Origin of the sequence: Dyadobacter sp. NIV53 (assembly GCF_019711195.1) — a bacterium.
In the GTDB taxonomy this organism is placed as follows: Bacteria; Bacteroidota; Bacteroidia; order Cytophagales; family Spirosomataceae; genus Dyadobacter.
Genome location: NZ_CP081299.1, coordinates 790,356 through 805,084, shown reverse-complemented (window position 1 = coordinate 805,084; position 14,729 = coordinate 790,356). Strand labels below are relative to the sequence as shown.

The 14,729-nt window shown below is 39.6% G+C and carries 13 protein-coding genes; 10 read left to right on the top strand and 3 right to left on the bottom strand.

Translation table 11 applies throughout. The features are described from left to right. The first annotated feature begins 255 nt into the window (after nt 1-255). The 5 genes from KZC02_RS03210 (at nt 256) to KZC02_RS03190 (ending at nt 3,967) form a co-directional block, all read left to right on the top strand. Complete coding sequence (locus KZC02_RS03210; RefSeq protein ID WP_221392788.1) at nt 256-585, top strand: helix-turn-helix transcriptional regulator; 330 nt, start codon at nt 256-258, stop codon at nt 583-585. Between the two features lie 45 nt (nt 586-630). Next, on the top strand, nt 631-1,203 hold the full coding sequence (locus KZC02_RS03205) for a DUF6428 family protein (RefSeq protein ID WP_221392787.1): 573 nt from the start codon (nt 631-633) through the stop codon (nt 1,201-1,203). 55 nt (nt 1,204-1,258) lie between these two features. Then, the gene (locus KZC02_RS03200; RefSeq protein ID WP_221392786.1) at nt 1,259-1,756 is read left to right on the top strand and encodes a GNAT family N-acetyltransferase; all 498 of its coding nucleotides are present in this window, start codon (nt 1,259-1,261) and stop codon (nt 1,754-1,756) included. 85 nt (nt 1,757-1,841) lie between these two features. Beyond that, a complete protein-coding gene (locus KZC02_RS03195) occupies nt 1,842-2,255 on the top strand; it encodes an arsenate reductase ArsC (RefSeq protein WP_221392785.1) in 414 nt (137 codons plus the stop codon). A gap of 398 nt (nt 2,256-2,653) precedes the next feature. Beyond that, nucleotides 2,654-3,967 (top strand): glycosyltransferase family 39 protein, encoded by a 1,314-nt coding sequence (locus tag KZC02_RS03190; RefSeq protein WP_229253975.1) that lies wholly within the window; start codon nt 2,654-2,656, stop codon nt 3,965-3,967. Between the two features lie 54 nt (nt 3,968-4,021). Here the strand turns inward: KZC02_RS03190 and KZC02_RS03185 are convergent, their stop codons facing one another. After that, entirely contained in the window at nt 4,022-5,056 is a 1,035-nt protein-coding gene (locus tag KZC02_RS03185) for an LLM class flavin-dependent oxidoreductase (protein WP_221394924.1), read from the bottom strand. A 1,242-nt stretch (nt 5,057-6,298) separates the two neighbouring features. On the opposite strand from KZC02_RS03185, the gene KZC02_RS03180 reads away from it, so the two are divergent. After that, entirely contained in the window at nt 6,299-7,270 is a 972-nt protein-coding gene (locus KZC02_RS03180) for a hypothetical protein (RefSeq protein ID WP_221392784.1), read from the top strand. Here KZC02_RS03180 and KZC02_RS03175 read toward each other — a convergent pair. Then, the gene (locus KZC02_RS03175) at nt 7,248-8,063 is read right to left on the bottom strand and encodes an SDR family oxidoreductase (RefSeq protein WP_221392783.1); all 816 of its coding nucleotides are present in this window, start codon (nt 8,061-8,063) and stop codon (nt 7,248-7,250) included. The genes KZC02_RS03180 and KZC02_RS03175 overlap by 23 nt on opposite strands. Before the next feature lie 263 nt (nt 8,064-8,326). Between KZC02_RS03175 and KZC02_RS03170 the strand changes: the two genes are divergently transcribed. From KZC02_RS03170 to KZC02_RS03160, 3 genes are all read left to right on the top strand, one after another. Further along, entirely contained in the window at nt 8,327-10,030 is a 1,704-nt protein-coding gene (locus KZC02_RS03170) for a serine hydrolase (protein WP_221392782.1), read from the top strand. Nucleotides 10,031-10,324: 294 nt separating this feature from the next. After that, nucleotides 10,325-11,956, top strand: coding sequence for a glycoside hydrolase family 32 protein (locus tag KZC02_RS03165; RefSeq protein WP_221392781.1), 1,632 nt, complete (start codon nt 10,325-10,327; stop codon nt 11,954-11,956). 129 nt (nt 11,957-12,085) lie between these two features. Next, nucleotides 12,086-12,829: a CPBP family intramembrane glutamic endopeptidase gene (locus KZC02_RS03160; protein ID WP_221392780.1), complete on the top strand. Its 744-nt coding sequence runs from the start codon at nt 12,086-12,088 to the stop codon at nt 12,827-12,829. A gap of 115 nt (nt 12,830-12,944) precedes the next feature. Here KZC02_RS03160 and KZC02_RS03155 read toward each other — a convergent pair whose 3' ends face one another. Then, entirely contained in the window at nt 12,945-13,481 is a 537-nt protein-coding gene (locus KZC02_RS03155; RefSeq protein WP_221392779.1) for a pyridoxamine 5'-phosphate oxidase family protein, read from the bottom strand. Nucleotides 13,482-13,770: 289 nt separating this feature from the next. On the opposite strand from KZC02_RS03155, the gene KZC02_RS03150 reads away from it, so the two are divergent. After that, nucleotides 13,771-14,679, top strand: coding sequence for an LEA type 2 family protein (locus tag KZC02_RS03150; protein ID WP_221392778.1), 909 nt, complete (start codon nt 13,771-13,773; stop codon nt 14,677-14,679). Nucleotides 14,680-14,729 lie beyond the last annotated feature (50 nt).

Sequence of the window (14,729 nt, the reverse complement as noted above, 5' to 3'; positions counted from 1 at the left end):
TTGCAAAACCGGCAAATAGGGCAATGAAACGGGCATAATGCCTAAGTAGTCGGATGGTTAGTTAAGGGTAAAAGGATGAGATATTTGCCCGTGTACCATTATTTCTACTTAACGTAAATTTATATACGCAATTGCCTATAAATTGTAAAATTCTGATATTTAATTTAATAATAAGGTAAATTTTTATCCAATGTTAGAAGGTGAAAAAATCAATCGTATTATTGCGATTAATAAAATTTATTTTACCTTTGGCATATGGGAGTTACAAAAACACAGGTATTTACGGATAAACAAAACCGGATTGCAGATCTGGCAAAAGCACTTGCACATCCGGCCAGGGTCGCTATCATTCAGCATCTGCTTAAAGAAAAATCCTGCGTATGCGGTGATCTGGTTGAGGTGCTGCCTCTTGCACAGGCTACCGTTTCGCAGCATTTAAAAGAGCTGAAACAGGTCGGGATCCTTCATGGGGAGATCAATCCTCCGCGCGTCTGTTATTGTATTAATGAGCCGGTCTGGCAGGAAGCAAAAGTGATTTTCGGTGAAATTTTTGAATCAGAAGTACAGGTAAACTGCTGTAAATAGAAAAGTGAATAAAATTTTGATGTTAATATTAATCGTAACATAGCAATGAATAACTTAAATTCGCTAAGCTGGGAAAGCTTTAAAAATACGCTCCTGAAAAACCCTGATAAAGTTCTTCAGTTCCAATACGCCCAAGGCCTATTTGTAGATGCATCGTATCACATAACTGAGATCAAACAGGCACCGTTTGTTTCAGTAGATTGCGGCGGAGTTATGAATAGCTGGACAGAGATTATCGTACAATTATGGGAGCCATCCGTATTGGAAACTGATCATGCAATGAAAGTAGAAAAAGCACTTTCGATCATAAATCTGGTTGAAAAACAACTTCCGCTTAATCCTTTGGGTGTTGTAAAAATTGAATTTGGAAACTCAAAGTTTGATACACGTCAAATGTATCCTTCTGAATTTATTACCGATGCTGTAACGTTCACCGTAAACCTGGTTCCTGATTTTACTTCTTGTAAGGCCATTTCAAGAAACGGTAGCTGCGGCACATCTTCAAAGGGAGAAGAATGCTGTACTCCGGCCGTAGAAGCGCCCGTGGAAAATGCGGAAATGCAGGAAACGTCTTTTGTTGTAAATGAAAGCTGTTTGCCGGGTGGCGGTTGCTGTTAAAAGGATTTTGATGTTAGATTTAACCTGAAAAACAAACCTGAATTTTATAACCCTTATGATAACAATCAGAATTTTAGAGGGAGCAGATTGGCAGGCAGTCCGTGAAATTTATATACAGGGCATTGCCACTGGCGAAGCGACGCTCGAAACCAGTGCGCCGGACTGGGAAATCTGGGATCAAGCGCATGTTACTGAACTGAGATTCGTTGCCATTGCGGAAAATGGCGGAATAGCCGGCTGGACTGCACTGACTCCGGTTTCAGGAAGGTGTGTATATGCAGGAGTAGCCGAAGTAAGTGTGTATGTCGGAAGTGATTTCAGAGGACAGAAAGTAGGTGATTTGCTCTTAAAACATTTGATCCAAGAAAGTGAAAAAAACGGATACTGGACATTGCAGGCGGGAATTTTTCCGGAAAATCTCGCAAGTATCAGACTTCATGAAAAGAACGGTTTCCGCATAATTGGTTATCGTGAAAACATTGGGAAAATGAATGGTATCTGGCGTAATGTTAACCTGCTGGAAAGAAGAAGTAAAGTATCTGGTGTGGATTAGCTTTCCGGAAATTTTTTGAAACAAATAAAAATAGAATAATGACTTTGGTCAAAAACCGATTGCTGCAACCAATCATCTGACAACTATGAAAAAGATATTAATATTATGTACTGGAAACAGTTGCCGCAGCCAGATTGCAGAAGGTTATCTCCGCTATTTTGCAGGAAACAAAACAATCGTATATAGTGCAGGGGTAGAAATTCATGGGGTTAACCCTAAAGCTGTTACTATAATGGCTGAAGATGATATTGACATCTCTGCCCATACTTCGAACCATATTGATGAATATCGCAATATTGATTTTGATTATCTCATTACAGTTTGCGACAATGCAAAAGAACATTGTCCTTATTTCCCATCAAAAGCTGTGAAATTGCATCATAATTTTCCGGATCCGGCTAAAGCCACCGGTACTGAAAAGGAGATTATAGAAGAGTTCAGGGCTGTCAGGGAAATGATTAAAATATACTCGGAAAATTTTGTTAAAGGTTATTTATGAGGATATTCTAAACAAATTCCGGGATTATGTTCTTTGCCGGCAGATAGCTAACCATGAGTTTGATGCGTAAAGTAAACGATCCGGGGAAATCTGTTGAAATATCTGTTTTAAACCAAAGGTTGAGCTGATTTTATTAATATATTTCAGGATAAAAATTAATTTCCTGATATAACCCTTAATTCAGCTGCTACATTGACTAAGAAAACACTCATCCTCTGGTTATTCATTTTAATAAAATTGGGGTTGCACTTTATCATTATTGCTCCCGAATACAACTTACATCGCGACGAATACCTGCATCTTGATCAGGGAAAACATCTTGCCTGGGGTTATCTGTCTGTTCCGCCATTCACTTCCTGGAATTCATATTTAATCCTTCTGCTCGGTAATTCGGAATTTTGGGTAAAGTTTTTCCCGCACTTTATGGAGTCGTTACGTTGGTTGTAATCTGGAAGGCGATTGATGCGCTGGGAGGAAATTTATACGCTCTTGCTCTTGGCGCTGCTGCCGTAACTTTTTCAGTGCTTTTACGGATTAATATGCTTTTTCAACCAAATTCAACGGATGTTTTTGCCTGGACATTACTCTATTATTCAATCCTTCAATATATTAAAACAGAGAAAAATAAATGGCTTTACATGGCCGCAGTTGTTTTAGGATTAGGCTTTTTAAATAAATACAATATTGTTTTTCTTGTTGCAGGACTCGTTCCGGCTCTTTTGCTCACAGATCAGCGTAAAATATTTAATAACAGGAAATTGTATTTTGCCTCTATCGTTGCATTTCTGATCGTCCTGCCTAATCTGGTCTGGCAGTATCAGAATCATTTTCCTGTCATACATCATATGAAACTGCTTGCCAAAACGCAATTGGTAAATGTAAACAGGCTGGATTTTCTGAAAGAGCAGCTGTTGTTTTTTACGTCATCTCTTTTTGTTATCCTGGCCGCATTTATTTCATTTTTTTTGTTTCCGCCTTTCAGGAAATACCGGGTTTTCTTCTGGTCGTTTATATTCACTTTAACCCTTTTTACTTATCTGAAAGCCAAAGGATATTATGCTATTGGGCTTTATCCAATCTTAATTGCATTTGGCTCCGTTTATCTGGAATTTATTTTTGTAAAAAAATTAACATGGCTTCGGCCGGTATCCTTTGTGGTCATTCTGGCTTTATTCATTCCCATTTTCCGGATTGCATTTCCAATGAAAAGCCCGGCAGAGATTGTCAGGAATTCAAAGGCTTTTAAGGATTTTGGATTACTCCGTTGGGAAGACGGAAAGGAACATCAATTGCCCCAGGATTTTGCGGATATGCTCGGATGGAAGGAACTAGCAGAAAAAGTAGATGCCGACTATGAAAAGATCAGGGATAAAAAACATACGCTAGTGTTGTGTGATAATTACGGACAAGCCGGAGCAATTAATTATTATTCAAGATTCAGTGACATTCAGGCCGTAACGATGAATGCCGACTATATCAACTGGGTTCCGCTGGATGAGGAGATCAAAAACATCATCCTGATTCAAAATGCGGATGACGATGATAAAGAACGAAATAAGGAAAAACCGCTTTTTCGAGAAATAAGGCTAACCGGAAAAATTGAAAACCAGTATGCAAGGGAGTTTGGAACGAGTGTGTATATTTTGCTGGACGCAAAGGTTTCAATCAATGCTATTTTGAAGGGAGATATTGAAGAAAACAGATGGAAATAGGTGTATCCGTTTGTCAGTCTGAACACTATATCAAACTGACAAACGGATGTAGTTTTACTTTGCAAGTGCCTTATTTACCGCTGGTTTTACTTTAGTCCCCAGAATTTCTATGGTTTTCATGATGTCCTTGTGTGACGGAGCACCTACGTCGGCATGTAACAAAAAGCGGGTCAGCCCAAACATTTCCTGATGATACAATATCTTATCGGTTACTTCCTCAGCATCCCCAATAAACAAAGCACCATCTATGCTTCGGCCTCCCTCAAACTGGTCATTCGTGTAAGGCGACCAGCCACGGTCTTTACCAATCCGGTTCATTTGTGCTGCATAACTTGGAAAATAATGATCTGAAATCGCTTGCGAATTGTCACCGATTAAACCATGTGAATGCGTTGCAATCTGCATTCTTGTTATATCATGGCCGGCTTTCAGGTATTCATCTTTATATAATTTGAAAAATGGCTGAAACTGTTTTGGCATTCCGCCAATGATCGCAATGATTAGTGGGAATCCTAGTCTGGCAGCCCTCACGACCGATTCCGGTGTACCGCCAACCGCTATCCAGATATCCAGGTGATTGTCTACCGGACGTGGTAAAACCTGCTGGTTAACAAGCGGTGCCCTGAATTTTCCTTTCCAGTTAACAGTTTCATTTTCATTGATCGTTTTCAGTAATTCCAGTTTCTCGGTAAACAAGCCGTTATAATCGTTCAGGTTATATCCGAAAAGAGGGAACGATTCGATAAAACTTCCCCTGCCAACTGTAATTTCAGCTCGTCCGTTGGATATCAGGTCCACGGTTGAGAAATTCTGGTAAACACGTACCGGATCTGTTGAGCTTAATACGGTTACCGAGCTTGTAAGTTTTATATTTTTAGTGATACTTGCTGCTGCTGCTAAAATAATTTCAGGGCTTGATACTGAAAAATCCGGACGGTGGTGCTCACCAATTCCAAAAACATCCAAACCCACTTCATCAGCCAATTTGATCTCTTCCAGTATTTCCTGTATGCGCTGCTGTGCAGGCTGAAACGATTTGGTAGATTGATTGTAAGCCAAATCCCCAAACATGCTTATTCCTATTTCCATTTTATTTACATTATCAATGAACTTCCATGTTAGAATAGAGACCCTTTGAAATTGGTTCATTTTCGCATATATTTCGTGCTTTACGATCAGTTTACTGAAATGTGTAACCGATCAATTTACATAACCCTCCATAAAACATGCAGCCGATTAAAGTGTCTGAGAGTTTCAGGACAATGACTGTAAAAGCCATTGTTTCTATTATCCTGTTTATCGTTACCTATGTAGTGCTTATTTTTCTGGCCATCGCATTTATTGTCCTGTGCGGGATTCTTGGTTATGCATTAGTCACAACATCCTTGCACACCATCACAGTTATGGTTTCTATTGGTTTGCTCAGCATGGGTATTCTGATCCTGATTTTTTTGGTAAAGTTTGTATTTAAAAAACATGTTACAGATCGCTCACATTTAATTGAAATTACCGCGGTTCAGGAGCCTGCATTATTTCTGTTAATTGAAGAAATTGTGAAAGAAGTAAAAACGGATTTTCCTCAAAAGATATACCTTTCCGCCGACGTAAACGCTTCTGTGTTTTATGATTCGGGTTTCTGGAGTATGTTTTCCATACACACACACACACACACACACACACACACACACGTGTGTGTGTGTGTGCACACACACACACACACACGTGTGTGTGTGTGCACACACACACACACACACACACACACACACACATTGTTAATAATTGTTTGTTCATACACACACACACACACACACACACACACACACACACACACACACGCGTGTGTGTGTGTGTGTGTGTGTGTGTGTGTGTGTGTGTGTGTGTGTGTGTCCTCTGTGTGTGTGTGTGTGTGTATTTACATTCATTTGCCTTTGTTTGTGTCTTCTGTGTGTATGTGTTGGCTGTGTGTGTGTATTCATCTTGTGTTTGCCTTTATTGTATTCTTTATCCCTTTTGTTTTCTTCTGCCCTTGTTGTTGTTCATGTCTTGTTATTGTGTGTTGATTTGTGTCTGTTCTTCCGTTTGCCTTTTCATGTCTTCCCATGTGTGTCCATTTATTTGCTGTGTGTTGCTAGTTGACCTTTCATGTTCTGTTGTGTACCCATCTTTGTGTATGTGTTTGCCTTCATTCTCTTTATTTGGCTATCTTGCATTCTCCATTTGCTTTGTGTGTTCTTGCCTATTCTGTTCTAAAAATCGAAGCTTGTAATTTCCAACCAGTGGGCATCACATCCAAATACTACTGACCGGGTCCGACAGCTTAATACACTCGATTTGCCAACCAAAGGCAACGATATCAGGCCTGCTGCAAGCTTGTTCGCAAACTTTGAAACATTGCAGGATAATGTGACGGATATGTTATTTTCCTTAGTGAATTACCCGAACCTTCCTGTAAAAAGGAGTGGAGAACAGTTTATTGAAGAATTCAGAAAAGATTTCAGTGAAAATTCCTTTGATGACATTTACAATAATTATTACGACAATAGAAATCCTTCCGAAATTGACAATGATGTTTTACTGGCAGTGCAAAGCCTGATCCCATTAAAACACCATAATTTCTTTAGCAATGAATCGCTTGACCTCGTTTACACATTGGCAGGATTGGAAAGCGATATCGAAAGTCTAAACCAGATAAAGACAGGGAGTTATTCTGTAAAATCATTTAGTTATGACGGTATCACTTACACACCCGAAGATTGTGATGAGCTTATACCTAAGCTTGAAAAGGATAAAACCAAAGTGAGGGCAGAGCTGTACAACAACGATTTTAATATTTATAACTACATATTAAAATCAGCTGAAAATCAAGAAACCGGAGATAAAATTCAATCCTTGTATAAAGTGTTTTTCCATGTTAATCAGGTTTATGAGGAACGGCTTGCTTTGTATGTGGAGATGATAAACAATTCCGGGTTTATTTTTCAAACAACGCCATTTGACCTCATAAAAGAAAAATTAAAAATTCTGAGTGAAACAGAGAGGGACTTTAAAAAATCAATTACGCTGCTGTTAAGTGATAATTTATTTATAGATCAGATAACAGAAGAATTTGCCTCAGTTTTTAACGATTATTTAGAAAAAGATAGAACGTATTTTTACGATCAGTCATATAAAAATGATGAATTGAGTGTGATGTATACCTGCATGGATAACTACCATACCATTTTACAGAAAACGCATTTCAAATCAAAAAAAGAACTTCTGGAATATCAGGCAAAACTTTTCAAATCTGTTGAAAAGTTTTAATTATTAGTGAATTTAAACAGGAAAACCATCCGTCAAAGTCAGACGGATAGTTTTCCTGTTCTTTAAAAGACACCCCGTTCATCAGGTTAAAAACAGCACGCAGCTCTTCCTGGCTTGCATTCGCCCTTGTACCGCTTGTACCAAAGGTCAGTTCTGTTTTTCCTTCTTTCATTTGTTCAAAAACAGCCTCAACAAATGCACTTACCGGCGGAGCCTGATCATGTAATCCTTTTCCTCCAAGATCGGTATTTAATGCGGGCGGGATCATTTCTATTACTTCAATTCCCTTGCTATTTACAAGCGCACGTAAAGATTGGGTAAAGGAGCGGAAAAATGCTTTCGTTGCTGAGTATACAGGCACTTTGGCAAAAGGAGTAAATGCCAGTCCGGAAGTGACATTGATAATTGTTTTCAAAGCCGGAAGGTTAACAAAAAGGGAGGTCAGGTGTAAGGGAGCCTCAATGTTTACCCTAATTTCTTCCTGTGCACGTTTGAAAAAGTCATCATCTGAAACGGACATCCACTGTTGCATACCGGCATTGTTGATCAGCACGTTTAAATCGCTATGCTCGTCCGCAATCCATTGGTAAAGTTCCTCTCTTTCATTTGCATCAGACAAATCACAAATTTTCGTGATCACAGAAGGAAATTTATCAGTAACTTCTTTGAGTACTGACTCTCTTCTTCCGCAAATTATTACCGTATTATTTTCCTGTACGAAGCGTTCTGTCAGTCCCAGGCCAATGCCTGACCCGCCGCCGGTTATTAAAATTTTATTATTTGAAATATTCATCTTTGATTTTTTTGTCTTATAGTTTATTGTTTTCAATCACTTCTAATGCCGAACTTTTACAAAAGTACTATGCCAATCAATTTCAGGCCTTGTGCTTTTCAAATCAATACTTGTAAAATTCAAATGTCAGACAAACGCAGAAAAATACAGGGCGATCATATTTGACATTAATAATAACCTTTCATGTTCGACGGATTTGTGAAAAGAATGAAAATATCTAACTTAACCTGAAATCAATTCCTTACCCTTATAACCTTATCAGCATGAGATCAATATTACCAGCTCTTCTTCTTGCTATTACCTTTTTACAGAATCATTCATTTGTTATAGCGCAGTCTGCCAGGCAGGCAGCGCAGGTAGATTCCCTGTTTTCAGACTTGAACAAACCTGGTAAACCAGGCGCGGCAGTTGGTGTTGTTTATCAGGGGAAACTCATTTATGCCAAAGGGTTTGGCGAAGCGGACGTTGAAACAGGAGCGCCCATCACACCAGAAACTATTTTTCACGTTGCCTCTGTGTCTAAGCAGTTTACGGCGTATGGAATAGTCTTACTGGCGCAGGAAGGTAAGTTGTCTCTGGACGATTCTATTCAAAAGTACCTGCCAGAAGTACCTAATTTTGGAAAAACAATCACAATCCGCCATCTTATATACCATACGAGCGGCTTGCGGGATCAGTGGAGGTTGCTAACAATGGCGGGATGGCGTATGGATGATGTGATCACCAAGGACCAGGTTTTCAATCTGGTAAAGCGACAAAAAGAACTGGACTTTGAGCCGGGTTCAGCTTTTGGTTATTGCAATACAGGTTACACACTTTTGGCCGAAATCGTTGCCCGCGTTGGCCAAAAACCCTTTCCTGTCTGGATAGATCAGCATGTTTTCAAGGCACTTGGCATGAAAAATTCCTTGTTTTATAATGACCATGAGTGTATTGTGAAAGGCAGGGCTTATTCATTTCATGAATCTTCCGACACGGTGAAAAAGAGTGTTTTGAGTTTTGCGAATGTTGGTGCTACGAGTCTTTTTACCACAGTAAATGATCTGGCAAAGTGGATCGGAAATTTTCGCTCACCAATGGTCGGCACACAGGCAACAATGACTCAGATGCTGGAACGCGGAAGGCTCACAATGGGTGACACTTTGCCATACGCATTTGCACTGACGCATGACGAATTTAAAGGACTTGCCTATTACGGACATTCTGGTGGTGATGCTGGTTTCGGGTCATACCTGTGTTATTTTCCAAAAGAAGATTACGGCTTCATAGTGCTGAGTAATAAACGCGAGTTTAATATAAATAAAAAGATTTTTGAAGTTGCGGACATTTTTCTGTCGTCTCTTGTAAAAGAAGAAATGCCAGGGCAGGCACCTGTAGCCTCACCTTCTGCACCCCCGGCATATAAGTTTGATTCAACTTTATTCAGGAAATACCAGGGAGAATACGCGCTTAATGAGGAGCCGGATTTCGTTATGTCTTTCAAACGGGAAGGTGATCATTATTACGCACGGGCCAACGGACAATCTCAGATAGAAATGTTTCCGTTTGCCGATACGACTTTCTTTTTGAAATCGATCGGGGCATCAATTATTTTTCACATCACAAAAGAGAGCCGGGTTAACAAAATTACCCTCAGGCAAAACGGAGAGCGTCAGGCCACCAGAGTCCGGTATGAGCCATTAACGAATTTTATGGCCGGGCAATTCTCAGGTAAATATTATAGTCCTGAGCTGGAGACGCTTTACACCATTGAACCGAGAGGAAGCAAACTAAAGATGCTTCATGTACATCATGGTGAAACGGATCTGAAAGTAATCAGCAAAGATCGCCTGAATTCAGAGTGGTCGTTCGTAAGAAATATAGATGTTGTCCGGGACTCAGGCGGTAAAGTTACCGGACTTCGAATGTCAAATGACAGGGTTAAAAATTTATGGTTTAAGCGGCTGCCAGATAATTTCGCGGACTAATTGCAGGTTTCACGCAAAGTAAGAGGAGTTAAGGCGCCGCACAGTACCTTCAACTTCTTTTACTACTATATACCTTCTATTTTGCCACTAAGTCACAAAGGCTTTCAGGTAATATATTCTTCGCGTCTTAGAGTCTTCGTGCCAATTTTTGGTTCCTGCCAGCCTTTTGTTGCCAAAGTTATTTTAACCGAAACAAAAATCCTTATTGGACTACTCTGCGTAAACCCCTGTTCCAAAGTAGTTTTTTCTGAAATACATGTTTTAGTAATTTAAACCAAGACCTTATAACGTATTATGAAACCTATACTTACCACATTCCTCATTTTTCTGTTTTTTATCAACGCAAGCGGCGCAGATATTACCATCAAAATCACCAATAAATACCTCAACCTGCCTGTGTCTCAAAAACAGGACAGAAAAACGATGAAGTTTGAGATCAATGGAAAACAGGAACGTGCATTCAAAATAAGGTTGGCAAATGAACCTGAATACTGGGTATTTTGTGATTTGTCCGCTTTACAGGGACAAACGATTAAGATCAGTTATGAGGGGGATGCAGCAGCACTGAGCAAGATTTACCAGGATGATAAAATTGCAGGACAGGATTCACTTTACAATGAAAAAAACCGTCCGCAATTTCATTTCACTTCCAAAAGAGGATGGAACAACGACCCGAACGGGATGATCTTTTACGAAGGCGAATACCATCTTTTCTATCAGCACAATCCTTACGAAAGAGAATGGGAAAATATGTCCTGGGGACATGCAGTTAGTAAAGATATGGTTCACTGGGAAGAACTTCCGACAGCTTTAAGTCCTGATAACCTGGGAACTATGTTTTCCGGGTCAACCGTGATAGACTACGATAATACGGCTGGTTTTAACAAAGGAAACACACCGGCAATGGTTGCGCTTTATACAGTGGACAATCCCGATAAGCAGATACAGTGTGTAGCGTACAGCCTGGATAAGGGTCGTACCTGGACGAAATATGATAAAAATCCGGTCATAGATTCCAAGTCGAAATGGAACAGCAAGGATACCAGGGATCCGCGCGTATTCTGGTACAAACCCGGCAAACACTGGGTAATGGTGCTGAATGAAAGGGACGGACACACCATTTACACCTCCAAAAACCTCAAAGAATGGAATGCAGAAAGTCACGTAACCGGTTTCTGGGAATGCCCTGACCTTTTTGAATTGCCCGTTGACGGCGATAAGCACAAAACAAAATGGGTAATGTACGGCGCATCCAACACATATATGACCGGCTCATTTGATGGGAAAACTTTCAAACCGGAATCCGGCAAGCATTATTATACAACCGGTACTATTTATGCCGCACAGACCTTTACCAACATCCCAGAATCCGACGGCAGAAGAATTCAGATGGGCTGGGGGAGAGTGTCGCATCCGGGCATGCCATTCAATGGTATGATGCTGATGCCAACGGAACTGACATTGAAGACGACTAAAGACGGAGTCAGGATGTTCAGCGTTCCGGTAAAAGAAACGGAGCAATTATTCAAATCAATTCAGAAGTCATCCGCATTAACTGCTGATAACGCCAATGCCAAACTAAAAGAATTTCAGAACGCAGACCGTTTACGCATAAAAACAACCATCAAACTATCCCATGCAACCAATGCAGGCCTAAATCTCTTTGGACAAAATCTGATCAACTACGACCTGAATTTCAACCTGGTCAATAACGTTTTCTACTCCCCCGAAAACATGACCAGCACAGAAATAATTGCTGATATCTACATTGACCGTACTTCAATTGAAGTGTTCATAGACGGCGGAGCGTACTCATATTCAATGGAACGGAAACCCGTTGCCGGGAACAAGGAGGGTTTGAAGTTTTGGGGAAATAATATTGAGGTGAAGGATCTGGAAGTTTTTAGGGTGGAGGGGATTTGGTGAGTACTGGCTAGTATTGAATTTTAAGAACATTGTTAAGGTTAGGCATTTGGTGATACTAAACTGACCGGTGGTTGACTTAGTAAGTTCGCTATTATCCCTATCTTATTAAATTTTAAAATTAAAGAGCACTTGCAACAAGAACTAAAACCCTTCTGGACCAAAGTTTTCAGCTTCAACTGGAAATTCGGGCTTTTTCTGATTTTTGCCGTTTGTGTTCCGCGTTTCGTGCTGGTTTTAAATGCAAATGTTACAGGTAATTATGGTTCAATAGGAATTATCATGCTGGTTTCCGATCTTGCCCCTTTTATTTTCCTGACTAAATACGGACGAAAAGAAATTGGATTAATCAGGCCGAAAAAATACCAATGGCTTCTTTTTGCTTTTGTTTCCGGACTGGCGTTTAGTTTTTTGCTGCACTTTTTAGGACATAGTTTTTACAGAAATACCTATGAAAACTGGTACAATTATATTGGAAGATCTTACAAAATACCAGCGGGAATAAATGCCAACGATAAAGCAGTTCTGTTTACTATAATGGCCATCACCGGTATGACGTTCAGCCCCGTTGGTGAAGAATTGTTTTTCCGCGGAATTGTTCATTCCGGATTTGCCAGGTCAATTGGTGACAACAAAGCATCTGTTGTAGATAGTGTTGCATTTGCAGTAACGCACATTTCCCATTTTGGATTGGTTTTTATCGGCAATCAACGGGAATTTCTGGTTGCTCCGACTTTGATTTGGGTAACGTCCATGTTTCTGGTTAGCCTGTTATTTTTCTTATGTAAAAAACAGTCCGGATCGATTTTGGGAGCAATCATTTGTCATGCTGCTTTTAATTTGGGAATGATTTATTGCATTTTTTATCTGATGTGAATCGTCATTTATGAAATAGGCCTTTACTAAATAGAAAATGCCCTGAAAGGACTCAAATGACCTTTCAGGGCGTAATGTTTTATTATTGGCACCTGCGTAAAACAAAATCCAGATATTATTTAATCAGTTTTCCTTCGATGGAATCATCAAGAGTTTTTCCGATGGCAGCGCCGACAAGCATTTTGGCAAATGCGACGGCATTTCCGTGTTTGTTGTCCCAGTAATAGCCGTCTTTTGGTTCAACTTTCAGAATCGTAATTCTATTGTCGTCAATGCCTTCGGTAAACCACGTTTTCAGGATCGGTTCCCACAATTCTTTGATAATGGTTTTGTCTTTCATGACTGTCGCTTTGCCGAAAACACTCAGAAAATCTGAATGGGCCGAGCCCTGAAATAGTAACTGCACATTGGCATCAGACTGGACTTCGGCATTTTTGTTGCTGTCTTCTGCGCTGAGAAACCAGAAAATCCCATCGTCATCTACTTTCCGTATGGACATTGGTCTTACAGTCAATGCATGTCCGGTGGTTATTTTTGTACAGAAAAAACAGGTTTCTGCTGTTTTAGCCAGTTCTTTAATTTTTTGAATCGCTTCCTGGCCTAAAAGATCTTCGTGGTTTTTCTCTTGCTGTTGTTGGTTGATACTGTCCATTAGTTATTAGATTTATCAGTTTCCGGAGTTATAACAAAGATCGTTCCAGTTGATAATGTGGAGTTGCTGTGTAAGAGCAGGATAGCCGATTCCATTTCTATATCATCTTTCCTATTTTAGTGGTTTTTACAAAATGATTGTGATAGTTATTCGAAATAAACAATTAGGTAATTATTATTCAGCACATATCCTGCCTGTTATATTGTTTAGAAACGAATTCCATAAGAACATGATTTAGGCATGAAATTTTAATCGGACTATCTTTTCGAAACTTCTGACCAGCAAGATAATGGGCACCAATAAATGGCTGATTTTAATTATAATACTTTTAATATCCGGACTTGGTTTTTGGTGGTGGAAATCTCCCTCTTCCATTCACGCAAAAGAGGAGACAGCTGAAAAGCTGATGCCGGGTATTGGGTTTGCATCGCTTCAGATAACGGACGTGGATGATAAGCGGATCAAACTCCAAAGTAAGGTAGTGATCAATAATCCTCTTCCTATTAAAATTAATACGAAGCGCCTTGATTATACCATTTATATCGATTCAGTAAAAGTCATTGAAGATGCTTACGAAAAACCCGTCAGCATCCATTCTTCCGACAGTTCGACCATTGAATTACCGATGGAATTGCTGGCTAAACCTATGGCCCGGATTCTAAAATATTTTGATGACAATAAAATCGACAGTGCAATTTATTCTATGAAAACAACTTTTGAGGTAGATGTCCCAATTGCCAATGAACGTATTGTTACCTTAAATGTGTCGAAAAAACTGCCTGCAATGAGAATACCGGAATTTAAAATAAAGGATGCGGACCTGAATGCGTTATCGCTGAAATCAAAAGGTATGTATTTGCAGGTAGAGGTAATTAATCCAAATCTTTTTCCGCTCAAAATCAGTAATGGTGCTTTTTTATTCAACATTCAGGACGCTATGGAAATGAAAGGGGCTTTGCAAAATGTAGTAAACGTTCCGGCTAAGGGAAGCCGCAATGTGACTATGCACGCAGAAATTACAGATGGCAATATTCTCAAAACCGGGTGGAAATTACTTACAGACAAAAAAGGCACACATTTTAACTGCAAATTCAGTGGTAAAGTGGAATCGGATAATAAGATGCTCAATAACAGCAACATGGTAATGAATGTAAAAGGCACTCTTGACGAGATATTAAATGCAGTAAAGAATAAATAAAACGCCATATTTCTGTTTGTAACCGTCCTTTACTGGTTTTATGAAAAAAT